Source organism: Aeromonas sp. 160P (genome assembly GCF_055193095.1).
This window is the reverse complement of the sequence record NZ_JBUXKV010000001.1, coordinates 745794-770868: the sequence shown is the minus strand read 5'-3', so window position 1 is coordinate 770868 and position 25075 is coordinate 745794. Positions and strand designations below refer to the sequence as shown.

Genomic DNA, 25075 nt, shown 5'->3' with positions numbered 1-25075 from the left:
GAGCAAGCGAATCATGATAGCAATCAGAACCCTGTTGACCCTGACCCTGCTGCTGGGAGTCGCCTACCCGCTGGCCGTGACCGGACTGGCCCAGTTGTTGTTCCCCTGGCAGGCCAACGGCAGCCAGCTGACCGACAGCAAGCAGCAACTCATCGGCAGCGCCCTGCTGGGGCAGAAATTCGAGCGGGCTGACTATTTCCATCCCCGCCCCTCCGCCAGCGATTTCAACACCATTGGCGGCAGCGCCAGCAACCTGGGGATGAGCTCGCCGCTGCGGGCAGAGTTTGCCGAACAGGCAGCCAAGACGTCGGAAAAAACCAACTCTCCCGCCATGCTGACCCGCTCCGCTTCAGGCCTCGACCCTCATCTGCCGCTGGATGCGGTGCTGGCTCAGGTGGACCGTGTCGCCAAACAACGTGGGCTGGATCCCGCCCAGCTGACGGAGCAGGTCAAGTCGGCCACACAAGCTGGTATCCTTGGCCCGCAGGTGGTCAACATTCTCCAGCTGAATCTGCAACTGGATCATAAAAAGGGCGCCTGATGGCGCCCCATCCGGTTTGGTGATGACCTCGATTTTCGCAACGGGCGGTTGGCTCGATAGGGATAACAATGGCTGATGTGGCAAGAGCTGACACCCTGCTGGTGAGCCTGAAACAGGAGCATGGGGATGCGTGATGAAGTTCGGGCCGACGCCCTGCTGGCGAGCCTGGAACAGGAGAACAAGGGCAGGCTGAAGGTGTTTCTCGGGGCCGCTCCCGGCGTAGGCAAGACCTACGCCATGCTGCAAGCGGTGCGGGAGCAGGCCAAAGAGGAGATCGATATCCTGATCGGCGTGGTGGAAACCCACGGCCGTCAGGAGACCCTGGCCCTGCTCGACAAGCTCGCCATCCAGCCACGCAAGATCCACATGCACCGCCAGCAGCGACTGGAGGAGATGGATCTCGACGCCCTGCTCGCCCGCAAACCGGCCATCGCCGTGGTGGACGAGCTGGCCCACAGCAACGCCCCCAGCAGCCGCCACGAGAAGCGCTGGCAAGATGTGGAGGAGCTGCTCAACGCCGGTATCGATGTTTACAGCACCCTCAACGTCCAGCATCTGGAGAGTCTCAACGATCTGGTGTGGCAACTGACCGGGGTCAGGGTGAAAGAGACCTTGCCCGACCAAGTGCTGCTTGAAGCTGACAGTATTATCCTGATCGACCTCCCCCCCAAAGAGCTGCTCGACCGCCTGCGGGAGGGGAAGGTCTATGTGCCCCATCAGGCCAAGGCAGCGCTGCAATCCTTCTTCTCCCTCAACAACCTCACCGCATTGCGGGAGCTGGCGATGCAGACCGCCGCCAGCCACGTAGAGGGGGATCTGCAACTGCAGTGGCAGGCAGCAGGCAAGACCACCCTGCCGCTGCGGGGCAAGCTGATGGTCTGCCTCGGCGATCAGCACGGTTCGGCACTGGTACGCTATGGCCACCGCTTTGCCCAGCGTCGTCAACTGCCCTGGCTGGTAGTGCATATCGACAGCAATGGCCGCCGCTCTGCCGACGTGGAGCAGGCGCTGGCGCTCGCCTCCCACCTCGGCGCCAAAGTGCTGACCCTCTCCAGCCCGGCGGTGGCCAATACCCTGCTGGAGACCGCCGAGCAGCAGCAGGTCTCCCAGCTGCTGCTCGGCAAACCCCACAAGGCCCCGTGGCGCCGCTCGCTGGTACAACATCTGCTCAAGCAGGCGCAGGGGCTCGAAATCACCCTGGTCGATACCGAGCAGAAAAAGCCCAGAGTGGGGATACAACCTCCGACCCCGAAGGATATCCACCATAGCCTGCTGGCGGTGGTGATCATGGGGATCACCTCGGCCGCCGCCTGGGGGCTCTCCTACTGGCTGCCCCCCGCCGCCCTGCCGCTACTGTTCGTGCTGGGGGTGCTGGCGACCGCCCTCACCACCAGTCTGGTGCCCGCCATACTGGCGGCGGTACTAGGCTTCGTCGCTCACAATCTGCTGTTCACTGCCCCCTACTTCTCCCTGAGTGTCGCCAACCACAGCGACCTGCTCACCCTGTTCGTGCTGCTTATCGTCGGCATAACGGCGGGACGGCTCGCCTCTCGCCAGCGGCAACAGTTGATCGGCCTGCGCGAGACCCAACAGCTGGGTAATGCCCTGCTCTCCCTCAGTCAGGGGCTGGCCACCGCCAGCAGTCCGGAGGAGGTGCTCAGGCAGGGCGCCCAGGCCATCTCGCTGGCACTCGGTCAGCCGACTGTGGTACTGGACCAGGATTTTCACGACCGACTCGGCAACGAGAAGCACAGGCCCGGACAGACCGACAAGGCGGCCATCGACTGGTGTCTGGCCCAAAAGCAGAGCGCCGGCGCCCACACCGCGACCCTCAATGCCGCCGAGGCCCAGTATCACCACCTCAGCGATGATCTGGTGATCGGCATAACGCTGGCCAATCCGCTCTCCTCCTCCGCCGAGCACCAGTTGCAGGCGCTGCTCACCGACATTCGCGCCGCGCTGGCGCGGATCGATCTCAACGAGCGGCTGGCCGACAGCCAGTTGCAGGCGGAGACCGACCGGATGCGGGCGGCCCTGCTCTCCTCGGTCTCCCACGATTTGAAGACCCCGCTGGCGACCATCATGGGGGCTGGCAGCACCCTGCTGGAATATGGTGACCGGATCCCCGCCGAGGATCGCAACGAGCTGCTCCATTCGGTACAGGATGAGGCGCGCCGCCTGCACAGCTATGTGCAGAATCTGCTGGATATGACCCGCATCGGCTCCCCCGATTTCCAGCTGAAACGGGACTGGGTCGATCTGGCGGATCTGGTGGAGAGCGCTCGCAAACGGCTCGACTCCTCCTGGCGCCAGCACAAGCTGCTGGTCCATTTCGATCAGCATGTGCCCCAGCTCTATGTCCACGGTGCCCTGATCGAGCAAGTGCTGGTCAACATCCTCGACAACGCCTCCCGCTACTCGCCGGCTGGCACCCCCATCGAGTTCAAGGTGATGCTGGCCGAGCCCGACCTCATCATCGACATCATCGATATCGGGGTCGGTATCGCCGAGTCGGATCGGGAGAAGATCTTCAACCTCTTCTACACCCAGCCGGTGGGCGATTGCGGCAGCCGTGGCACCGGGCTTGGCCTCGCCATTTCCCGCGCTATGATAGAGGCCCACGGCGGCAAGATTTGGGCCTTCTCCGGCCCCAATGGCAACGGCACCTGCATGCGCATCTCCCTGCCGCTCGCCCTCAATTCACCGGAGGTCTGATGGCTGACCGCCAGATCGGGTCACTCAACCCCTCCCACCATTCGCCTCTGGAGGTTCGATGGCGCACATTCTGGTCATAGATGATGAAGCGGCGATCCGTCGCTTTCTGCGGATCAGCCTGATTGCCGAGGGGCATCAGGTGAGTGAAGCGGTGGGGGTCAATGAAGGGCTGGAGCAGTATCGCCACCTCAACCCCGACCTGGTGATCCTCGATCTCGGTCTGCCGGACGGCGATGGCATTCAGGTGTTGCAGGCCATTCGCGAGCATCACCCCAACCCGGTGCTGGTGCTATCGGCCCGCGATTCGGAGCAGGAGAAGGTGCGGCTGCTGGATGCGGGAGCCAACGACTACATGAGCAAGCCGTTCGGCATCAGCGAGATGATGGCCCGTATCCGCGTGCTCTTGCGCCAGCGAGCCGGGGTCAGCAGCGGCGAGCGGCGCCACTTCCCCCAATGCGGCCTGACCCTGGACGCCAGCAGCCACAAGGTGACCATGAAGGAGGAGGAGATCCCCCTCTCCCGCAAGGAGTTCGCCCTGCTGCAAGCGCTGGTGTGCCACCCCGGCAAGCTGGTGATGCAGACCCAGCTGCTCAACGATATCTGGGGGCCGAGCCACAAGGAGGACACCCACTACCTGCGCATCGTCATCGCCAGCCTGCGCAAAAAGCTGGGGGATAACCCCCAGCAACCGACGCTTATCGAGACCGAATCCGGTATTGGCTACCGCTTTATCGGCAACTGATGTTTCACGTGGAACGGCGCCCGCAGCAGAGCAGCACCAACATACCGCAGCCACTGAGCAACAGGCCAAGATCCTGCAATCCGGCCGCCACCGCCAACCCCAGACTGAGCAGCAGGTAGTAGCCAAGCCCAAACAGGGCGCCAGCACTGCCTGCCACTTCGCGATAGGCCAACAGCGCCTGACTCAGCACATTGGGGATAGCCAGCCCGAAAGCGACGACTACACCCATCATGGGCAACAGGAACCATAGGTTGCCCTGACTCGCCCAGACCAGCAGTCCGGCGACCAACGCCAGAGCGCAAGCCAGCCTGATCAGAGAGGACGGCAGCCACCCTCTCCCCAGCAGATGCTTGTTGAGCAGGCTGCCGAGCAGAGTCGCCAGCGCCAGCAAGATCCCCGAGTAACCAAACTCGCCGGTGCTCAATCCCAACCCGGCAAACAGGAAGGGCGCCAGACTGTAGTAGCCAAACAGCATGGTGTTGAACAGGGCGACCAGCATGGCACTACGCCAGAGCCCGCCATCCTTCATCATCCGGCACGCCAGCGGCCAGAGCGCGACTCGCTGGCTGGTGGCCGGGCGGGTTTCCGGCAACTGCCAGCAGGCAACCAGCAACAAGAGAGCCGCCAGCACCAGTAAACCGCTGAATACCCCGAGATAGCCAAACCAGCTCGCCAACTGGCCACCACTGAGTAGCCCCAGCACCGGGCTCAAGGAGAGCGCAATGCCCATCACCGAGAAGACCCGCGCCAGCTCGCTGCCCTGATAGCTGTCGCGCAGCATGGTCTGGGTCACCACGGAACCCACGGCGGCGCCAAAGGCCGAGATGACCCGGGCCAGCAGCAGGGTTTCAAACTGATTGGCCAGCAGCGCCAGCAGGGTGCCAGCGCCATAGGTGAGCAGACCCGCCAACATGGCGGGACGCCGCCCGATCAGATCGCAGAGCCGTCCCCAGCAGACCACCCCCACCGCAAACGCCAGAAAATAGACCGACAAGGTCTGGGATGCCTGCCCCTCGCTCACCCGAAACTGGGTAGCGATCTGGGTCAGTACCGGGCTGTAGATGGTCTCCACGATCTGGGGAAACATCATCAATCCCACCACCAGCCAGAGCGGTGGCAACTTGTTGTTCATGACCAACCTCCTTCACAAGAGGTCGCCATTCTAGAGAGATGCCGATTGTCTGATTACAATAAGCAGGACTATAAACATCAAAAATCGGACATATGGCCTTTATTCTTCCCGATCACCCTTTTGACCCCGACCAGCTGACGGGCAGTGTGATCGGCATTGCCTCCGCCCTCGGCTGGCACGACTCGGGCCTGCATCAGCATCAGCGCCATCAGCTGCTGTTCGCCCAATCCGGCTGCATGACCATGGAGCTGGCAGGTCGGGTCTGCCTGCTGCCACCCACCCGCGCCGCCTGGCTGCCAGCGGGCACAACTCACCGAGTATTGATGCGTGGTGTGGTGGCCTACCGCTCCCTCTACTTCACACCACACCCAGAGTTGCCCGGCACGGTGGAGGTGCTGGCGGTCAATCCGCTACTGCACGAACTGATCGAACGGATGGCGCTCTGGCCGTGGGACAAACCGCAAGAGCAGCAACAACGGACGGTAGCGCTGTTTATGGAGGAGTTGGGGCAGGCACCGCGGGAGTCGTGGCAGTTGCCACTGCCGACCGACCCCAGACTGGGCGACTGGCTACAGCAGTTGAAACGGGGAGATGCCCTGCCCGATCGGCTCAACCGGCTGGCCGAACGGGTGGGTGCCAGTGACAAGACCATTGGCCGCATCTTTATGCGAGAGACCGGCATGAGCTATCAGGCGTGGCGTCAGCAGTGGCGGCTGTTGCGCGCCATGGAGCTGCTGGCAGAAAGCGAGCCCATCAGCCGGATTGCCGCTGCGCTGGAGTTCTCCAGCGACAGCGCCTTCATCAGCTTCTTCAAACAACATATGGGGCAGACCCCCCTGCGCTATCTCAGCTCTCGGGGTGAGTCGCCACAGCCTGACTCGCCTCCACCACCAGGGTATCCAGCGCCAGCGGCTTGAGGTTGTGCAGCGCATCCTGCACTACGGCATGGGATGCCTGCAGCAACTCGTTCTGCACATCCTGCTCCAGCTGGGCGCTCTCCAGCTCGGGCCGCGGATTCTCGTTGGCCATCACGTTCAGGCTCAGGGCACTCACAATCAGGGTGGCGATCAGGATTTTCATCTGGTTTGCTCCGGTATGGTTGAGATGACCAGATAGCTACTTCAATTGCTGTACCAATTGTTGCGCCAACCCTCACAAAACATAACATGATGATTTTGTTTAAATTCACCATCTTGCGATACCAAATTGAGTCGCAAAACGCATCCTGCTCGGTCATTTTTAAACCAACAGTTGGTACTTTTAACCACGCTTAATTTTTACACCACGTTCCACGTGGAACGTCCCGCTATTTTGATCGACACCCGCTTTTAAACTGAGCTATGGTGCTACATCTTCGTAACTGACTCTGGATCTGTCACCGAATGGAATTTTCCTTGTTCGGCGAGAAGTTCACTCGCCACGCCGGTATTACCCAACTCATGGATGACCTCAATCAGGGGCTGACCAATCCGGACGCCATCATGCTGGGTGGCGGCAATCCGGCCCCGATCCCCGCCATGCTGGAGCGCTTTCAGGCCGAGGCCAAGAGTCTGCTCGACAACGGCGAGCTGGTCAAAGCGATGGCCAACTACGACGGCCCGCAGGGCAAAGACAGGTTCACCAAGGCGCTGGCCGCCCTGCTCAACAAGGAGCTGGGATGGGATATCTCCGCCCGCAATATCGCCCTGACCAACGGCAGTCAGAATGCCTTCTTCTATCTGTTCAACCTGCTGGCCGGTGAGTTTGCCGATGGCCGAAAGAAGAAGGTGCTGTTCCCGCTCGCCCCCGAATACATCGGCTACGCCGACTCGGCGCTGGCCGACGACTACTTCGTGGCCTACAAGCCCACCATCGAGAAGCTGCCCGATGGCCAGTTCAAATACCATGTGGATTTCGAGAGCCTGCAGGTGGGTGACGACATCGGGGTGATCTGCGTCTCCCGCCCGACCAACCCCACCGGCAACGTGCTGACCGACGAAGAGATCGAACATCTCGATCAGATCGCCCGCGACAAGGGGATTCCGCTGCTGATCGACAACGCCTACGGCGTGCCCTTCCCGGGCATCATCTTCAGCGAAGCCAAACCGTTCTGGAACGCCAACACCATCCTCTGCATGAGCCTCTCCAAGCTCGGCTTGCCGGGCACTCGCTGCGGCATCGTCATCGCCGACGAGAAGATCATCCAGGCCATCACCAACCTGAGCGGCATCATCAATCTGGCACCGGGCAGTCTGGGGCCAGCCATCACCATCCCGATGATCGAGAACGGCGATATCATCACCCTCAGCGAACAGGTGGTGAAGCCCTTCTATCAGCAGAAGGCGGAGCTGGCGGTGCAGCTACTGCGCGAAGCGATCCCCGACCCGCGCTTCCATATCCACAAGCCGGAAGGCGCCCTCTTCCTCTGGCTCTGGTTTGAAGGCTTGCCGATCCACTGTCAGGAGCTGTACGAGCGACTGAAGGCCAAGAACCTGCTGATCGTGCCGGGTCACTACTTCTTCCCCGGTATCGATGACCCCGAGTGGCGTCACAGCCAAGAGTGCATCCGCCTCAACTACTCCCAAAGCGAGGAGCTGGTGCGCCGCGGCATCGCCATTCTGGCGGAGGAGATCAACGCCCTCTACGCTGGTTAATCCAATCCGGCGATACAAAAACAACAAAGGCCTGCAGATGCAGGCCTTTGTTGTTTATCGCGATCCGGTTTACTTAACCGGGCAGCGCCAGCTGGTCGGGTTTACCGATGGGGATGGCGCGGGGCTTGAGTGCCTCCGGCAGTTCGCGAGCCAGATCGATGGTCAGCAAGCCATGCTCCAGCTTGGCACCCTGTACTTCCACGTGCTGGCTCAGCTTGAAGGCGAGCTCGAAGTCGCGCTCGGCAATCCCCTGATGGAGGAACTGATGCTCACCGGCCGCAGCCCCTTTGCGACCCTTCACCTTGAGGGTGCCGTTTTCGGTCTCCAGCGCCAGCTCTTCGCGCTCGAAGCCAGCCACGGCGACCGTGATGCGATAGCCATCCTGATCGCGCTTTTCAATATTGTACGGGGGGTAAGCGGCGGTCTTCTGCTCGAACAGACCTTCCAGCTCACGGGCCATCCGCTCGAAGCCGACGGCGTTGGAATAGAGATGAGAAAAATCGAGGTTACGCATAATCCTATCCTTCTAATAAGCAACAGGTTCAACTCTCCACAGGGCCCATCATCGGCACCCGGGAAACGTAAGCAATTCAATGAGGTCAGGCTATCAGCCGTTGATCTCAATCTTGCGCGGCTTCATCGCCTCGGGGACTTCACGCACCAGCTCGATGTGCAGCAAGCCGTTTTTCAGGTCGGCCCCTTTCACCCGCACATAGTCGGCCAGCTGGAAGCGGCGCTCGAAACCACGTTCGGCGATCCCCTGATAGAGATAGTTGCGCCCGGTGTCGGCCTGCTTGTTGCCCTTCACCGTCAGCAGATTTTCCTGGAAGCTCAGCTCCAGCTCTTCCTGGGTAAAGCCAGCCACCGCCATGCTGATGCGGTAGTCGCTGTCACCCAGCTGCTCGATGTTGTAGGGGGGATAACCGGCATTGCCATTGCTGGCCGCAGATTCGATGAGATTGGCCAGACGATCGAAACCGATGGCAGAGCGATAGAGCGGAGAAAAGTCGATAGAACGCATAGTATTACCCTCTTGTGAGCGATAACCGATTGTTTGCCCTCCTCATGGACGGGCGCCTGGTCGAAACCTCTGTCGAGCGTTCCGGCCTTGTTACCTATATAGGGGCTCACTTTTTCCTTTCAAGGGGATTTTTTCAAATTTTTAAATGGCCGCGCCGACCTTTGGCACATCAACCTGTTGGCCCGATAGTGATGATAATCGACCCGTGGGCCACTGATGGCAACTCGCTCCGCACACCATAATTGGTTGCATATCCACCAGCCAACATGGAGTCACCCCATGAAGATTACCCAGGTTCGCAACGCCACCCTGCTGCTCGACTATGCCGGCACCCGCTTTCTGATCGACCCTATGCTATCTGCCAAAGGGGCCTTCCCCGGCTTTGAGGGCACAGCCAACAGCCAGCTGCGCAATCCGCTGGTCGAGCTGCCGCTGTCGATCGATGAGCTGGTCGATGTGGATGCCGTTATCGTCACCCACGATCATCCCGACCACTGGGATGACGCCGCCAGAGCCTTGGTCCCCAAGCATCTGCCCATTTTGGTACAACACCAGAAAGATGCTGACACCATACGCGCCAGCGGCTTTAAAGATGTGCGCCTGCTGAGCGAGCAGCCCGAATTTGCCGGTATTCGCCTGCAGCAAACCGGTGGCAAGCACGGCAGCGATCAACTGATGGCGGTACTGGGCGAGCGCATGGGGGAGGTGTGCGGTGTGGTCTTCTCCCACCCCGATGAGCAGTGCCTCTATCTGGCCGGTGATACCATCTGGCATCCCTCGGTCGCGCAAGCCCTGCAGCAACATCAGCCCGAGGTCATCATCCTCAACTGTGGTGATGCGCAGGTGCCCGGGCTCGGTTCCATCATCATGGCCAAGGAGGATGTCGCCGCCGTATATCAGGCCGCACCGCAAGCCACGCTGATCGCCAGCCATATGGAGGCGGTCAACCACGCCCTGCTGTCACGCCAGGAGCTGCGCGACTATCTGACGGAACGGGGCATGACGGATCGGGTACGGGTGCCGGAAGATGGCGAGGCGATATCGCTGTGATCCGCAGGAGGGCCATGCCAGACATGGCCCTTCGGCTTTCACAGCCGAACGCTTATGATAAGTGGTCTGCGCGCAGAGAGGAGCCAACACCATGACCACCCCGATCGTTGCCGTGGTTACCTTCGATCACTTCAGTCCTTTTCACTGCGCAGTCCCCTGCCTCATCTTCGGCGATATCCTGCCGGGCCAGCCGCTGTTCGAGCTCAAGATCTGCTGTGGCGATGGCAATCGTCACTCACACTCGGCGCAAGGCTTCACCATTCAGGCTCCCCATGGGCTGGAGGTGCTAGCCGAGGCGGAGATCATCATTATCCCCTTCTGGCACGACCCGGCAGCACGGCCACCGGCAGCGCTGCTCGATGCCCTGATTGCCGCCAGAGCCAGAGGTGCCCGACTGGTCGGGCTCTGTCTCGGCACCTATGTGCTCGCCTACGCCGGGCTGCTCAATGGTCGCAAGGCTTCCACCCACTGGGAGTACGAACAGGATTTCTGCCGCCGCTTTCCCTGCGTACAGCTCGATACCAATGCCCTCTATGTGGATGATGATGGGCTGGTCACCTCGGCAGGCACTGCTGCCGGACTGGACTGCTGCCTCTATCTGGTACGTCAGTACCACGGCTCGGCCATCGCCAACAAGGTGGCACGGCGGCTGGTGATCCCGCCCCACCGCGAAGGGGGTCAGGCCCAGTTTATCGAGCAACCGGTGCCCGCCTCCACCCGCGATGTCCGGATGAACCAGTTGCTCGATCACCTGCGCGCCCATCTGGCCGAACCCCACACCCTGGACTCTCTGGCGGCTCACACCCTGATGAGTCGGCGCACCTTTACCCGCCGCTTTCATCAGGCTACCGGCCTCTCGGTAGGTGAATGGCTGCTGGCGGAGCGGCTCAGGCGCAGTCAGGAGCTGCTGGAGGTAAGCGGTCATTCCATCGATCGCATCGCCGAGCTGGTCGGCTTCAAGAGTGCCACCTCCCTGCGCAATCACTTCCGGGCCCGCTTTGCCATCTCCCCCAGCGAGTGGCGACGCTCATTTCGTGGTAGCTCGGCAACATAATCAGGCTCCACGTTTCACGTGGAACATGTTCTCAGCTCATCCCAAAAACAAAAAAGCCGCTCACAAGGAGCGGCTTTTTACTATCTGTCTGACTGCGTCGATTAGACGTCGAGGTTGGCTACGCGCAGGGCGTTGGTCTCGATAAAGTCACGACGGGGCTCAACGGCATCACCCATCAGGGTGGAGAAGAGCTGGTCGGCACCGACGGCGTCGTCGATGGTGACGCGCAGCATGCGACGGGCTTCCGGATCCATGGTGGTTTCCCACAACTGGTCCGGGTTCATCTCACCCAGCCCTTTATAGCGCTGGATGTAGATGCCGCGCTTGCCTTCGCTCATCAGCCAGTCGACTGCTTCCACGAAGTTGGCAACCGGCTTGACCTTCTCGCCGCGCTTGATAAAACCACCATCCTCAATCAGGTTGGCGATCTCCTTACCCAGCGAAACCAGTTGACGGTACTCGGAAGATTGCAGGAATTCGTAGCTGATCGGGTATTCACGATCAACACCGTGCTGACGTACCACAGCGTGCGGCACGAACAGACTGCGCTCTTCGTCGCGGCGAACCTGGATCTGGTACTGGATACCGTGGTTGCTCTCGTTGAGCACGGCTTCCATGCTCTGGCACCAGAGCAGCAGATCGCTCTCGTTGGCCAGCAGTGCTTCGTGCAACTCAGGCTGATAAATCAGCTGGGTCAGTACGGCAACCGGGGCACGACGGGACATGCGGGTGATCAGATGAGAGACCGCGCGGTGCTGGTTGACCAGACGCTCCAGCGCCTCGCCACCGATAGCCGGGGCAGACTCGTTGACGTGCAGGGTTGCACCATCCAGCGCCATGGAGGTCTGATACTGCAGCAGTGCATCTTCATCTTTCAGATACTGCTCCTGCTTGCCCTTCTTGACCTTGTAGAGCGGCGGCTGGGCGATAAAGACGTAACCACGCTCGATGATTTCCGGCATCTGACGATAGAAGAAGGTCAGCAGCAGGGTACGGATGTGAGCACCATCGACGTCCGCATCGGTCATGATGATGATGTTGTGGTAGCGCAGCTTGTCCGGGTTGTACTCGTCACGACCGATACCGCAGCCCAGTGCGGTGATCAGGGTGCCGACCTCTTGCGAGGAGATCATCTTGTCGAAACGGGCTTTCTCGACGTTCAGGATCTTGCCCTTGAGCGGCAGGATGGCCTGGTTCTTACGGTTGCGACCCTGCTTGGCGGAACCGCCAGCAGAGTCTCCTTCCACTATGTAGAGTTCGGAAAGAGCCGGGTCTTTCTCCTGACAGTCAGCCAGTTTGCCAGGCAGACCTGCGATATCCAGTGCACCTTTGCGGCGAGTCAGTTCGCGGGCCTTGCGGGCCGCTTCACGGGCACGGGCCGCATCGATGATCTTGTTGACCACGATCTTGGCATCGCTCGGGTTTTCCAGCAGAAACTCACCCAGTTTCTCGCCCATCGCCTGCTCAACGGCAGTCTTCACTTCGGACGAAACCAGCTTGTCCTTGGTCTGGGAGGAGAACTTGGGATCCGGCACCTTGACGGAGATAACGGCAATCAGACCTTCACGCACGTCGTCGCCACTGGCGGCAGACTTGGCCTTCTTGCTGTAGTCCTCTTTGTCCATATAGGTGTTCAGAGTACGGGTCAGCGCGGTACGGAAGCCCACCAGGTGAGTACCACCATCGCGCTGCGGAATGTTGTTGGTGAAGCAGTAGACCCCTTCCTGATAGGCGTCGTTCCACTGCATCGCCACTTCCACGCCAATGCCATCGTGCTCGGTGGTGAAGTGAAATACCTTCGGGTGGATCGGGGTCTTGTTCTGGTTCAGATATTCAACGAACGCCTTGATGCCACCCTCGTAGCAGAAATGCACCTCACGGCCATCACGCTCGTCATGCAGACGAATGGAGACACCGGAGTTGAGGAAGGAGAGCTCACGCAGCCGCTTGGCCAGGATTTCGTAGTGATACAGGGTATCGGTAAAGATGGTCGGGCTCGGCCAGAAACGCACCTCGGTACCGGTACCTGAGCTGTCGCCAATCTGCTTGAGTGGCGCCTGCGGCTCACCCAGATGATAGGTCTGCTCGTAAACATGACCGTTACGACGAATGGTCAGCAACAGTTTGTCAGAGAGGGCGTTAACCACGGAGATACCCACACCGTGCAGGCCACCGGATACTTTATAAGAGTTGTCATCGAACTTACCGCCAGCGTGCAGCACGGTCATGATAACTTCGGCGGCGGAACGGCCCTCCTCTTCGTGCATGTCTACCGGGATGCCCCGGCCATTGTCACGCACAGAGACAGAACCATCGGAATGGATCTTGACCAAAATATCGGTGCAGTAACCAGCGAGTGCTTCGTCAATGGAGTTATCGACCACTTCGAACACCATGTGGTGCAGACCCGAGCCATCATCCGTATCGCCGATATACATCCCCGGGCGCTTGCGGACCGCATCCAGGCCCTTCAGTACCTTGATATTCGAGGAGTCGTAAGTATTCTCAGTCATAGCTTACTCTCTGCCTTCTCTAACGTTTCGGAGACCTTGCCTTGTTCCACGTGGAACAACTTGCAGTCATTCGCATCCATCATGTCTGCGAGCTGACCGGTGTCGATGGCGGTGATAAACACCTGGGACGCACACTGCTTCAGCCTTGCGGCCAGCAAGCGGCGCTTGTCGACATCCAGTTCAGAGGCAAAATCGTCAATTAAAAAAATACAGCCACGGCTGCTATGTTGATTCAAATAGAGCCCTTGAGCCAAGCGCATGGCGCAGACCAGCAACTTCAGTTGACCCCGGGACAAAATATCTTGAGCGGGCACCCCGCTCGCCTTGAGGCGGACATCGGCCTTCTGTGGCCCGACGCCGGTATAGCCCAGCGCCCGATCCCGCTCAAACCCCGCCTCCAGCAACTCATTGAGGGGAGTATCTTTCTCCCAGCCCCGATAAAAACCGAGACTGATATCGAATTCCGGCAGAAAATCCGCCGTCATCTCCTTGATCAGGGGCGTAATGGCCTGACAATAACTGGCGCGAAACTCGGCCAGCTCACCCCCGAGCCGCACCAGCTCCTGATCCCAGAACGCCAACTGGCGATACTGGGTGCTCTGGCGCAGCAGCGCATTGCGCTGTTTCAGCAGCCGCCGTACTCGTCCCCACAGGGAAAAAAAGGTCGGTTCCTGATGGAAGACGCCCCAATCGAGCCAAGCACGACGGGCTTGAGGCCCGCCAGTCAGCAGGTTGAAGCCATCTGGATGGATCAACTGCACCGGCAACAACTCGGCAAGATCGGCCAGACGTTGCGCCTGAGTACCGGCAATCTTGAGTTGGGTCTCGCCACTCTTGTCCTTGGCAAGGCCAATGGGAACCTGACGCCCCTCCAGTTCACACTGGGCAAACAGGGTGAAGGCCCGCTCCCCCTGACGGATAACCCGTCCGGTCAAATGAGTACGAAAGGAGCGCCCCAAGCCAAGGTAGTGGATAGCTTCCAGCACGCTGGTCTTGCCGCTGCCATTGCGCCCGACCAGGATATTGAGGCCGGGCGACAGCTTGAGACTGGCTTGCTGGATATTGCGAAAGTCGCTGAGCTGGAGTTTGACCAGAGACACGACTAGATCCGCATCGGCATCACCACGTACTGAGCATCCTGATGTTCAAAATCCTCAATAATGGCACTGCTGATCGAATCGCTCAGGCTAATCCGGATTTGGTCACATTTTAACGTATTCAGCACGTCGAGCACATAAGAGACGTTAAAGCCGATCTCCATCTCGCCAGCGGCATATTGTACGTCAAGCAGCTCTTCGGCTTCTTCCTGTTCCGGGTTGTTGGCGGTAATGCGCAGCAGGTTTTCCTGCAGATTGAGACGCACCCCACGGAATTTCTCGTTAGAGAGGATCGCCGCACGGGCAAACGCCTGGCGCAGATCCTCACGACCGGCAATCAAGGCTTTGTCACTGTTGCGCGGAATAACCCGGCGCCAGTCAGGGAAGCGACCATCCACCAGTTTGGAGGTGAAGATGAAGCCATCGAGGGCAGCACGCAGATTGCTGCGGCCGATCTGCAGCCGTACCGGCTTGTCGTCAGCTTCCAGCAAGCGCACCAGCTCCAGCACCCCTTTACGGGGCAGGATAACTTGATGATCGGGTAGCGATTCTGCAACCACCTCACGGCGGCAAGTGGCCAGACGGTGACCGTCGGTTGCCACGGTACGCAAACCGTGCCCCTCGCTCTCGAACAACATGCCATTCAGGTAGTAACGCACATCCTGACTGGCCATGGAGAACTGGGTGGCATCGATCAGCTTTTTCAGTTCCAGCTGGCTGATATCGAACTCGAGCACGGATTCCCAATCCTCGATGTTCGGATACTCGGTTGCTGGCAGGGTCGAGAGGTTGAAGCGGGAACGACCTGATCGGATGATCAGGCGCTCACCTTCGGTATTGAAGCGGATCTCGGCACCTTCTGGCAAACCACGGCAGATATCCAGCAGCTTGCGCGCTGGCACCGTGGTGCGGCCATCCTGGCTGTCACTATTGAGATAGACCTGACCGATCATCTCAACTTCGAGGTCGGTCCCGGTCAACGACAGCAGACCGTTGCTGACATCAAGCAGCACGTTGCCGAGGATCGGCAGGGTCGGTCGGCCACCCAGAGCACCGGACACCAGTTGCAGAGGACGTAACAGGGCCTCACGGCTAATTTCGAGCTGCATCTGTGCTCTCCGTTGTTATTGGGAGGAAAGGGTTCGGATCAGGTTGGAATATTCACGCTGCATCTGTCCACTCCGTGCTGTTATCAGGACGAAAGAGTACGGATCAGGTTGGAATAGTCCTCCTTGATGTCGTGACTCTCCTCCTTCAGCTGCTCAATCTTGCGGCAGGCATGAAGAACGGTAGTATGGTCACGGCCACCAAAGGCATCACCTATCTCCGGCAAACTGTGGTTGGTCAGCTCCTTGGCCAGCGCCATCGCCAACTGGCGTGGGCGGGCAACCGAGCGGGAACGACGCTTGGAGAGCAGATCCGCCAGCTTGATCTTGTAATACTCCGCCACCGTCTTCTGAATATTGTCGATGGTGACCAGCTTCTCCTGCAGTGCCAGCAGATCACGCAGCGCTTCGCGCACGAAATCGATGTTGATGGCACGGCCAGTGAAGTTGGCGTTGGCGATCACCCGGTTAAGGGCGCCTTCCAGTTCACGGACGTTGGATCGCAGACGTTTGGCGATAAAGAACGCCACCTCATCCGGCAAATGGACCTGGTTCTCGTCCGCCTTGCGCATCAGGATCGCGACGCGGGTCTCCAGCTCCGGTGGTTCGATCGCCACGGTCAGGCCCCAGCCAAAGCGGGACTTGAGACGATCCTCAACACCGTTGATCTCCTTCGGATAGCGATCCGAGGTCAGGATGATCTGCTGGTTACCTTCAAGCAACGCATTGAAAGTATGGAAGAACTCCTCTTGGGAGCGCTCCTTGTTGGCGAAGAACTGGATGTCATCGATGAGCAGGGCGTCGACACTGCGGTAATAACGCTTGAACTCTTCAATGGCGTTATTTTGCAGCGCTTTTACCATGTCCTGAACAAACCGCTCGGAGTGCATATAGATGACTTTTGCATCTTTTTTGCCCTCTTTGATCGCATTACCAACCGCGTGCAACAGGTGGGTTTTACCCAGACCGGTACCGCCATAGAGGAACAGCGGGTTGTATGCACCACCCGGATTGTCCGCTACCTGACGGGCAGCCGCACGGGCCAACTGGTTGGACTTACCCTCAACAAAATTCTCGAAGGTATAGTTCACGTTGGTGTTGCTCTTGTGGTTCGGCTCAGGCTTGTTTTCTGCCTTGCGTTCCCAGCTCTTCTGCAAGTTATTCACAGGCGCGGCACCCTGCACTGGCGCTCTGGCGACAGGGACAGGATGAGGACGATTGCCTATATCAAAACGCAGGGCGGGGCCGTCGACCCCATAGAGTTCATTGATGATGCCATTAACCCGGATGAGATACTTGTCTCGTACCCAGTCCAGAACAAAGCGATTCGGTGCATACAGGGTCAGAGTATTGTCACTCAACTCCGCTTGAAGCGGCCGGATCCACATGCTGAATTCTGCCGAGGGCAACTCATCTTGCAGCCGGTTTAGGCACTGCTGCCATAGCGAAGCAGTCACTCTAAGCTCCTGTCGATTGATTAACTAAAGACCGGCTATTCTACGTTTTTAGCGATCTGATCTCCAGCCATCGCCCGGTGGATCCAGCAAATAAGATCCTTGACTTTCAAGGATCCCACGGCTTTGGATCAGATTTCATCCCCAAAGTTACCCACAGCTTGATCCACTATCCAGATTGGCGGATCGCACCCATCTCTCTTGTTATTTAATATAACTAAATATCATTTATTAATTAGGTTTTATTCCAATAGCATGCGTTGCAACCTAGTGATTACAACTACAAATACAAGACATTGAGAGCGAGAAACACCATGAGCAGATCCATCAAACTGATTTCCGGCGCAGCCATCCTGCTGGCCACCCTGTCCGGTCAGGCGATAGCCCAGGAGACCATCAAGGTCGGCATGTCCGGCAAGTATTTTCCGTTCACCTTCGTCAAGCAGGACAAGCTGCAGGGCTTTGAGGTGGATATGTGGAACCAGATCGGTGAGCGTACCGGTTACAAGGTCGAGTTTGTGACCGCCAGCTTCTCCGGCCTGTTCGGCATGCTGGAAACCGGTCGCATCGACACCATCTCCAACCAGATCACTATCACTGACGAGCGCAAGGCCAAATACGCCTTCTCCCAACCCTACGTCTATGACGGCGCCCAGATCGTGGTGCGCAAGGGCAACAGCACCATCCACGGCATCCAGGATCTGGCAGGCAAGAAGGTAGCGGTGAACCTGGGTTCCAACTTCGAAGAGCTGCTGCGCAAGAATGACCCGGCCAAGAAAATCGATATCCGTACCTATGATTCCAACTTCGAACAAGATGTCGCGCTGGGTCGTATCGATGCCTTCGTGATGGACCGCGTCTCCACCGCCCAGTTGATCAAGGAGTCCAAGCTGCCACTGCAACAGGCCGGCGCACCGTTCGAAACCATCGAGAACGCCCTGCCCTTCCTGAATACCCCGGAGAAACAGGCCGTGCTGAACAAGGTCGACGGTGCCCTGACCGCCATGCGCAAGGATGGCTCCCTGCGTCAGATCTCCGAAAAATGGTTCGCCTCCGACATCACCGACAAATAAATGATGGAATTTGACCTCGAATACACGCTGGGGCTATTTCCCATCCTGCTCAAGTACCTGGGCACCACGATGGAGATGGCCCTGTGGGGATTCGTGCTAGCACTCGTGCTGTCGCTGGCTCTGGCGATAGTGCGGGTGTTTCGCATCCCCATCATTCACTGGCTGGCAATGCTCTATATCTCGTTCTTTCGGGGTACACCGCTGCTGGTCCAGCTATTCCTGCTCTATTACGGGCTACCGCAGCTGTTCCCAATCTTCGTGGGGATGGATGCCTTTACTGCCGCCATCGTTGGTCTGACCCTGCACTTCGCCGCCTACATGGCCGAGTCGATCCGGGCGGCCATCCTCGGCATTCACAAAAGTCAGATGGAAGCGGCGCTCAGTATCGGCATGAGTCGCTATCAGGCGATGCAGCGGATCATCCTGCCACAAGCGGCACGTATCGCCACCCCGTCGCTGATGAACTACTTCATCGACATGATCAAGAGCACCTCACTGGCATTCACCCTGGGGGTGGCCGAGATCATGGGCAAGGCACAGATGGAGGCCTCCTCCTCCTTCAAGTTCTTCGAGAGCTTCATGGCGGTGGCGCTGGTCTACTGGGGGGTCGTTATTATCTTTACCCGCTTGCAGCATCTGCTGGAAGTTCGCCTGAATCGGGCCTACTAACGGAGGTCAGCGATGATCAAACTCACCGGCCTCACCAAGGCTTATAACGGCAATCAGGTACTTAACTGCATCGATCTGGAGGTAAAAAAGGGAGAAATTGTCGTCATCATCGGCCCCTCCGGCACCGGCAAATCGACCCTGCTGCGCTGCCTGAACCTGCTTGAAACCCCGGATGCGGGCACCCTGGCCATCGACGACCTTGCGCTGGATCTGGCCAAGGCCAGCGAGCAACAGGCAATCGAGTTGCGCAAGCGCACCTCCTTCGTGTTCCAGAACTACGCCCTGTTTGCCAACAAGACGGCGCTCGACAACATTGCCGAAGGGCTGATCACCGTCTGGAAGCAACCGAAGGCAGAAGCCCGCGCCACCGCGCTCGGCATCCTCAAAGAGATAGGTCTTGCCGACAAACAGGATGCCTATCCGGCGTCACTGTCCGGCGGTCAACAACAACGGGTCGGCATTGGCCGCGCCATGGCGGCTCACTCCAAGGTAATTCTGTTCGATGAGCCCACCTCCGCCCTCGACCCCGAGTGGGTAGACGAGGTACTGGGGTTGATGAAGGCGCTGGCTCGTCGTCACCAGACCATGGTGGTGGTGACCCATGAGATTGAATTTGCTCGCGATATTGCTGATCGGGTGATCTTCATGGAAGGGGGGCGGATCGTCGAACAGGGGCCACCAGATCAGATATTGGTTGATCCCAAGGATCCCCGCACCCGGGAGTTCTTGCGAAAAGTTCTGAAATAGCCGCCGCTTTCGCAGCTTGACCACCTTTTTTATTGAAGGATCCCTTGTTTAACCCCGGGTTGCCAGTATAATCCGGAGCCCTCGATCCTCTGGATCCTTACACTCGGCAGTGGCCTTTCAAGACCATCGCAGGATGAGAGGGAACGGCGGATTGACTAAAAGCCGAACTCTGTTTAGAATTCGGCCTCTTTTGCTAGTCGTCACACGCTATAGCTGGCGCGTCGGCTAAGTGTGACATCAAAACTGTACAGAAATACGGAATCGAATCATGAAACGTACTTTTCAACCGTCCAACCTGAAGCGCAAGCGCTCTCACGGTTTCCGCGCCCGCATGGCAACTGCCAACGGTCGTAAAGTTCTGGCCGCTCGTCGTGCCAAGGGTCGTGCCCGCCTGGTAGTCTAATGCCTACCCAGCACACCTTCTCTCGGGAGTTACGTCTGTTAACTCCCGAACACTTCAAACGCGTTTTCGCTGAGCCTGTCCGGGCTGCTTCCCCGCAAATTACGCTTCTCGCCTGCCCCAATTCACTCGAACACTCTCGTCTTGGTCTCGCTGTGCCCAAAAAAGCACTCAAGCGTGCCGTCTGGCGTAACCGTGTCAAACGGGTGGTTCGGGAAAGTTTCCGCCTCCAACAACATCAGCTGCCCGCTATCGACATCGTGGTGATCGCCAAGGCCGGTGTAAAAGAGATGGATAACGAGGAACTGTTCAAGTTACTGGAAAAGCTATGGCGCACTCTGTCACGCCGTTGCAATGGGTAGCTATCAAACTGATACGCCTGTATCAGCTAATCATTAGCCCACTGCTCGGGCCGCGCTGCCGTTTTACTCCAACTTGTTCCCAATTTGCGATAGAAGCCATCCGACTTCACGGTTTCATAAAAGGCGTTTGGCTAGCTAGCAAACGTCTATTAAAATGCCACCCCTTATCCGAGGGTGGTTATGACCCGGTTCCGCAACCAAAGCGAAGAAACTGAAGACTATGGAATCACAACGCAATCTACTTCTGATCGGTTTGCTGTTCGTGAGCTTTTTGCTCTGGCAACAGTGGGAGTCCGACAAGGCTCCGAAGCCGGCCCCGATTACCGTGGCCCAAACCGAACATTTCGTACCTGAAGCCGGTCAAACCGGTGACATTCCTCAGGTTTCCGAGCAAGCCAACGCGACTGCCGCACGCAAGCTGATCACCGTCTCCTCTGACGTGCTCAAACTGACCCTGGATACCCAGGGTGGCGATATCGTCTCTGCCGAACTGCTGGCCCACAAGCTGGAAGAAGGTAAAGAGCCGTCATTCGTGCTGCTGACCAATGTGCCTGATCGCCTCTATGTCGCCCAAAGCGGCCTTGTCGGTCGTGATGGTCCTGACAGTCAGCCTCAGGGCCGTCCTACCTATGAAGCCGCCCAGACCAGCTATCAGCTGGCCGATGGTCAGGATCAAGTCGTCGTACCGATGACCTGGACCGACAGCAAGGGCGTGCTCTTCACTAAAGAGTTCGTGCTCAAGCGTGGCGACTATGCCGTTGGTGTTGATTACAAAATCGACAACAAATCTGCCGAGCCGGTTCAGGTGCAGTTCTATGGTCAGCTGAAGCAGACCGTAGCAACCCCGAAAGACCAGGAAGGTCATGCCATGGTAGCGAGTGCTTACCGTGGTGGTGCTTTCTCCAGCGAGGAGACTCGCTACAAGAAGTACACCTTCGACGAAATGAAGGATGCCGACCTGAACAAGACCACCAAGGGTGGTTGGGTCGCCATGCTGCAACACTACTTCGTCTCTGCCTGGGCACCGAACGCTGACGATACCAACAGCTTCTACAGCCGCGTGACCCCTGGCACAGGCCAGGCCATCATCGGTTACAAAGCCCCGCTGGTAGACGTGGCCGCTGGCCAACAGGCCGAAGTGACCAGCAAGCTGTGGGTCGGTCCCAAGCTGCAAGACCAGATGGCCAAGGTGGCAAATCACCTCGACCTGACCGTCGACTACGGCTGGTTGTGGTTCATCGCCCAGCCACTGCACTGGCTGCTGACCGTGTTCCACGGCTTCGTCCAGAACTGGGGTCTGGCCATCATCATGCTGACCATGCTGGTGCGCGGTATCATGTTCCCGCTGACCAAAGCCCAGTACACCTCCATGGCCAAGATGCGCATGCTGCAGCCCAAGATTGCAGCCCTGCGTGAGCGCTTCGGCGAAGATCGCCAGAAGATGTCTCAAGGCATGATGGAGCTGTACAAGAAGGAGAAGGTCAACCCGCTGGGTGGTTGTCTGCCGATCCTGGTACAGATGCCAATCTTCATTGCCCTCTACTGGGCCTTGATGGAATCCGTCGAGCTGCGCCATGCGCCGTTTGCCCTGTGGATCTCTGACTTGTCAGTGAAGGACCCCTTCTTCGTGCTGCCAATCCTCATGGGTGCTTCCATGTGGTATCTGCAGAAGATGAGCCCGACCACTGTCACCGATCCGATGCAACAGAAAGTGATGCAGTTCATGCCGATCATCTTCACTTTCATGTTCCTCTGGTTCCCGGCTGGCCTGACTCTGTACTGGTTGGTGAGCAACGTCATCTCCATTACCCAGCAGACCATCATCTATCGTCAGCTGGAGAAGAAAGGCCTGCACACTCGCAATTGATGCGCAGCTAATCTTCCCGTGATGACAAAAGAGGCGGCCTTCGGGCCGCCTTTTTTATTACAATGTCTCCCACTACGTTTTCCTATCAGCGAACAAACGAGCCAAGCAAGATGACAACAGATACGATCGTGGCCCAAGCCACCGCGCCAGGCCGTGGCGGCGTGGGCATAGTCCGGGTCTCCGGCCCCGCCGCCGAACAGGTCGCCGAGATAATGCTCGGCAAGCTCCCGCGGGTGCGCTACGCCGAATATCTGCCGTTCAAGGATGAGCAAGGCCAGGTACTGGATCAGGGCATCGCCCTGCTGTTCAAAGCCCCCAACAGCTTCACCGGCGAGGATGTGCTGGAGCTGCAGGGGCACGGCGGCCCCGTCATCATGGACATGCTGATCCGCCGCATTCTGCAGATCGATGGCATTCGCCCTGCCCGCCCCGGCGAGTTCAGTGAGCGCGCCTTCATCAATGACAAGCTGGATCTGGCCCAAGCCGAGGCGATAGCCGACCTTATCGAAGCCTCCAGCGAGCAGGCAGCCCGCAGCGCCATGCACTCCTTGCAGGGGCAGTTTTCCAGCAAAATTCAATTGCTGGTCGAAAGCCTGATCCGGCTGCGCATCTATGTGGAAGCGGCCATCGACTTCCCCGATGAGGAGATCGACTTCCTCTCCGACGGCAAGGTGGCGGGCGATCTCTACGCCATCATGGCCGAGCTGGATGGGGTGCGCGGGGAAGCCAAGCAGGGCGCCCTGCTGCGGGAAGGGATGAAGGTGGTGATCGCCGGTCGCCCCAACGCCGGTAAATCCAGCCTGCTCAACGCCCTGGCAGGCCGTGAGTCCGCCATCGTCACCGAGATCGCCGGTACCACCCGCGACGTGCTGCGCGAGCATATCCACCTCGATGGGATGCCGCTGCACATCATCGACACCGCCGGTCTGCGCGACACGCAAGATCAGGTGGAAAAGATCGGCATAGAGCGCGCCTGGGCCGAGATAGAGCAAGCCGATCGGGTGCTGTTTATGGTGGATGGCACTACCACTGACGCCATCGACCCGCGCGAGATTTGGCCGGAATTTGTTGATCGGTTGCCAAAAAACATCGGCCTCACCGTCATTCGCAACAAGGCCGACCTGACTGGCGAGAAGCTGGCACCGAGTCAGGAGCTGGGTCACGCCGTCTACCGCATCTCCGCCAAGACCGAGCTGGGCCTGCCCGCCCTGCGCGAGCACCTGAAGGCTTGCATGGGCTTCCAGGGCAACACCGAAGGTGGCTTTATGGCCCGACGCCGCCATCTCGATGCGCTGGAGCGCGCCGCCGAGCGGCTACTGATCGCCAAGGACCAGCTGGAAATCTATGTCGCCGGGGAACTGGTGGCCGAAGAGCTGCGCCTCGCGCAGGAGTCCCTCTCCGAGATCACCGGCGAATTCAGCTCCGATGATCTGCTGGGCCGTATCTTTTCAAGCTTCTGCATCGGCAAGTAATGTGGTGAAAAATCAGCAATAAAAAGCAGCCAATGAGAACATAAGACCTTGTAAATATTGGACTTTGTTTTTTACTGGCTATTCTTGCCTGATCTTGTTTCGTGAGAATTTACCCCGAGAGTACCCCGAAGTAACCTCTCGGGGTACTTTCGGGGGACAATTATGAAGATCAGCATCGAATTCCGCGAACCGGACGCCGAAGGCAAGCGCGCTCTGCGCTTAACCTATTACGCCGGCTCCTACCTTGACCCAACCACGGGCATCCGCAAGCACAAACGCAGCAGAGAGCCCCTGGATCTCTTCCTGTACGACAAGCCGCGAACCCCAGCACAGCGGCTCCACAACAAAGAAACCCAGCGAGCAGCCGAAGCCATCCGCGCCAAGCGGCTCTTCGAGTACGAGACAGGTAAACACCATCTGGATTTCTCGAACGCCTACAAGGCCAGCTTCTTCGAGTACTTCCAAGAGGTTACTGACCAAAAAGCGGCAGGCAGCAAGAGCAACCATTCCATCTGGATATCAGCCCTCAAGCATTTACGCCAGTACCATAAGCTGCCGGAGCTGACTTTTGAGGAAGTAGATCAGCTGTTCCTGGAGGGGTTTCGGCATTACCTGATGCACAAGGCCCGCACCAAAAGCGGCACACCACTCAGCCGCAACACCCAGAGTGCCTACTTCAACAAGTTGAGAGCAGCCTTGAACCAGGCAGAGCAGGATCGGCTGCTGCCGGATAATCCGGTACGCCGTGTCAAAGCTATCCAGGGGGAGAAGAACAAGCGGGTTTACCTGACCGAAGATGAGGTTCGGGCCATGGCCCAGGCTGAGTGCCGCTATGACGTTCTTAAGCGTGCCTTTCTGTTCTCTTGTTGCACTGGCTTGCGTTGGTCCGACATTCACAAGCTGACCTGGGCCGAGCTGGAGCCCTTCTATGGCCATTACCGTATCGTCTTCACCCAGAAAAAGACCAGCGGCCTGCAATACCTGGATTTGAATGACATGGCGATGCAGCTGATGGGGCGCCCAGGCAAGGCAACAGAGCGGATCTTCAAGGGCCTCAAGTACTCGGCTTGGCACAACATGGAGCTCACCCGGTGGGCGTTGCAGGCGGGTATAACCAAGAAGGTAACCTTCCACAGCGCGCGTCATACCTTCGCCGTCATCCAGCTTAACCGTGGCGTCGATATCTATGCGCTCTCCCGCTTGTTGGGCCACAGTGAGCTGAGAACCACCGAGATCTACGCCGACATCCTTGAATCACGACGCAGGGACGCCATGCTCGATTTTCCCAACGTATTGTTGTGATCATGATGAGACAAAGCCTCGACGAGATCTTGACCTGAATTGATCGAAACAGCTTAGCCAGTTAGGGAAGAGCCAACAAACAGGCCAGCGCAACCATGCGCTGGCCTAGATTATCTTAGATAATA

Annotated in this window: 24 protein-coding genes; 16 read left to right on the top strand and 8 right to left on the bottom strand. The window is 58.5% G+C overall.

Translation table 11 applies throughout. From position 1 onward, the window contains the following. Positions 1-13 precede the first annotated feature (13 nt). The 3 genes from ACY8FN_RS03660 (at position 14) to ACY8FN_RS03650 (ending at position 3998) form a co-directional block, all read left to right on the top strand. Positions 14-541, top strand: coding sequence for a potassium-transporting ATPase subunit C (locus tag ACY8FN_RS03660; RefSeq protein WP_463099254.1), 528 nt, complete (start codon positions 14-16; stop codon positions 539-541). A gap of 126 nt (positions 542-667) precedes the next feature. Beyond that, a complete protein-coding gene (locus ACY8FN_RS03655) occupies positions 668-3256 on the top strand; it encodes a DUF4118 domain-containing protein (RefSeq protein WP_463099253.1) in 2589 nt (862 codons plus the stop codon). Positions 3257-3314: 58 nt separating this feature from the next. Further along, positions 3315-3998: a response regulator gene (locus ACY8FN_RS03650; RefSeq protein WP_101317644.1), complete on the top strand. Its 684-nt coding sequence runs from the start codon at positions 3315-3317 to the stop codon at positions 3996-3998. 4 nt (positions 3999-4002) lie between these two features. Here the strand turns inward: ACY8FN_RS03650 and ACY8FN_RS03645 are convergent, their stop codons facing one another. Beyond that, complete coding sequence (locus tag ACY8FN_RS03645) at positions 4003-5130, bottom strand: multidrug effflux MFS transporter (RefSeq protein ID WP_463099252.1); 1128 nt, start codon at positions 5128-5130, stop codon at positions 4003-4005. Between the two features lie 92 nt (positions 5131-5222). Between ACY8FN_RS03645 and ACY8FN_RS03640 the strand changes: the two genes are divergently transcribed. Continuing rightward, complete coding sequence (locus tag ACY8FN_RS03640; RefSeq protein ID WP_101323186.1) at positions 5223-6047, top strand: AraC family transcriptional regulator; 825 nt, start codon at positions 5223-5225, stop codon at positions 6045-6047. On the opposite strand, the gene ACY8FN_RS03635 is transcribed toward ACY8FN_RS03640, so the two are convergent. Next, on the bottom strand, positions 5977-6210 hold the full coding sequence (locus ACY8FN_RS03635) for a hypothetical protein (protein WP_463099251.1): 234 nt from the start codon (positions 6208-6210) through the stop codon (positions 5977-5979). The two genes, ACY8FN_RS03640 and ACY8FN_RS03635, sit on opposite strands and share 71 nt — an antisense overlap. Before the next feature lie 302 nt (positions 6211-6512). On the opposite strand from ACY8FN_RS03635, the gene ACY8FN_RS03630 reads away from it, so the two are divergent. Further along, complete coding sequence (locus ACY8FN_RS03630; protein WP_463099250.1) at positions 6513-7763, top strand: valine--pyruvate transaminase; 1251 nt, start codon at positions 6513-6515, stop codon at positions 7761-7763. A gap of 73 nt (positions 7764-7836) precedes the next feature. On the opposite strand, the gene ACY8FN_RS03625 is transcribed toward ACY8FN_RS03630, so the two are convergent. Together ACY8FN_RS03625 and ACY8FN_RS03620 are read right to left on the bottom strand one after the other, a co-directional pair. After that, positions 7837-8277, bottom strand: a complete 441-nt coding sequence (locus tag ACY8FN_RS03625) for an Hsp20 family protein (RefSeq protein ID WP_463099249.1) — start codon at positions 8275-8277, stop codon at positions 7837-7839. 93 nt (positions 8278-8370) lie between these two features. Next, entirely contained in the window at positions 8371-8784 is a 414-nt protein-coding gene (locus tag ACY8FN_RS03620) for an Hsp20 family protein (protein ID WP_040098225.1), read from the bottom strand. A 279-nt stretch (positions 8785-9063) separates the two neighbouring features. Here ACY8FN_RS03620 and ACY8FN_RS03615 point away from each other — a divergent pair, with 279 nt between their 5' ends. Together ACY8FN_RS03615 and ACY8FN_RS03610 are read left to right on the top strand one after the other, a co-directional pair. Continuing rightward, positions 9064-9834: an MBL fold metallo-hydrolase gene (locus tag ACY8FN_RS03615; protein WP_463099248.1), complete on the top strand. Its 771-nt coding sequence runs from the start codon at positions 9064-9066 to the stop codon at positions 9832-9834. 91 nt (positions 9835-9925) lie between these two features. Continuing rightward, the gene (locus ACY8FN_RS03610) at positions 9926-10888 is read left to right on the top strand and encodes a helix-turn-helix domain-containing protein (RefSeq protein ID WP_463099247.1); all 963 of its coding nucleotides are present in this window, start codon (positions 9926-9928) and stop codon (positions 10886-10888) included. Positions 10889-10989: 101 nt separating this feature from the next. Here ACY8FN_RS03610 and gyrB read toward each other — a convergent pair whose 3' ends face one another. From gyrB to dnaA, 4 genes are all read right to left on the bottom strand, one after another. Further along, complete coding sequence (gene gyrB / locus ACY8FN_RS03605; protein ID WP_463099246.1) at positions 10990-13401, bottom strand: DNA topoisomerase (ATP-hydrolyzing) subunit B; 2412 nt, start codon at positions 13399-13401, stop codon at positions 10990-10992. Further along, a complete protein-coding gene (gene recF / locus ACY8FN_RS03600; protein WP_042022967.1) occupies positions 13398-14501 on the bottom strand; it encodes a DNA replication/repair protein RecF in 1104 nt (367 codons plus the stop codon). The genes gyrB and recF overlap by 4 nt, the downstream gene beginning before the upstream one ends. 2 nt (positions 14502-14503) lie before the next feature. After that, positions 14504-15607, bottom strand: a complete 1104-nt coding sequence (gene dnaN, locus ACY8FN_RS03595) for a DNA polymerase III subunit beta (protein WP_042022966.1) — start codon at positions 15605-15607, stop codon at positions 14504-14506. 83 nt (positions 15608-15690) lie between these two features. Beyond that, positions 15691-17061, bottom strand: coding sequence for a chromosomal replication initiator protein DnaA (gene dnaA / locus ACY8FN_RS03590; protein ID WP_101317667.1), 1371 nt, complete (start codon positions 17059-17061; stop codon positions 15691-15693). Positions 17062-17372: 311 nt separating this feature from the next. Between dnaA and ACY8FN_RS03585 the strand changes: the two genes are divergently transcribed. From ACY8FN_RS03585 to ACY8FN_RS03545, 9 genes are all read left to right on the top strand, one after another. Further along, positions 17373-18131 carry an amino acid ABC transporter substrate-binding protein gene (locus ACY8FN_RS03585; protein ID WP_068979157.1) on the top strand — a complete coding sequence of 253 codons (759 nt, stop codon included), beginning with the start codon at positions 17373-17375 and terminating at the stop codon, positions 18129-18131. Further along, a complete protein-coding gene (locus tag ACY8FN_RS03580; RefSeq protein WP_463099245.1) occupies positions 18132-18800 on the top strand; it encodes an amino acid ABC transporter permease in 669 nt (222 codons plus the stop codon). A 12-nt stretch (positions 18801-18812) separates the two neighbouring features. Further along, positions 18813-19547, top strand: a complete 735-nt coding sequence (locus ACY8FN_RS03575) for an amino acid ABC transporter ATP-binding protein (RefSeq protein ID WP_463099244.1) — start codon at positions 18813-18815, stop codon at positions 19545-19547. 268 nt (positions 19548-19815) lie between these two features. Next, a complete protein-coding gene (gene rpmH / locus ACY8FN_RS03570) occupies positions 19816-19950 on the top strand; it encodes a 50S ribosomal protein L34 (protein ID WP_005307156.1) in 135 nt (44 codons plus the stop codon). Next, positions 19950-20309, top strand: a complete 360-nt coding sequence (gene rnpA / locus ACY8FN_RS03565) for a ribonuclease P protein component (RefSeq protein ID WP_101317671.1) — start codon at positions 19950-19952, stop codon at positions 20307-20309. The genes rpmH and rnpA overlap by 1 nt, the downstream gene beginning before the upstream one ends. Continuing rightward, on the top strand, positions 20276-20524 hold the full coding sequence (gene yidD / locus ACY8FN_RS03560; protein ID WP_010672280.1) for a membrane protein insertion efficiency factor YidD: 249 nt from the start codon (positions 20276-20278) through the stop codon (positions 20522-20524). Before rnpA ends, yidD begins: the two co-directional genes overlap by 34 nt. Positions 20525-20529: 5 nt before the next feature. Continuing rightward, positions 20530-22176: a membrane protein insertase YidC gene (gene yidC / locus ACY8FN_RS03555; RefSeq protein WP_438579554.1), complete on the top strand. Its 1647-nt coding sequence runs from the start codon at positions 20530-20532 to the stop codon at positions 22174-22176. A gap of 110 nt (positions 22177-22286) precedes the next feature. Then, on the top strand, positions 22287-23648 hold the full coding sequence (gene mnmE, locus ACY8FN_RS03550) for a tRNA uridine-5-carboxymethylaminomethyl(34) synthesis GTPase MnmE (protein WP_463099243.1): 1362 nt from the start codon (positions 22287-22289) through the stop codon (positions 23646-23648). Between the two features lie 162 nt (positions 23649-23810). Then, positions 23811-24950, top strand: a complete 1140-nt coding sequence (locus ACY8FN_RS03545; protein WP_101345822.1) for a site-specific integrase — start codon at positions 23811-23813, stop codon at positions 24948-24950. Positions 24951-25075 lie beyond the last annotated feature (125 nt).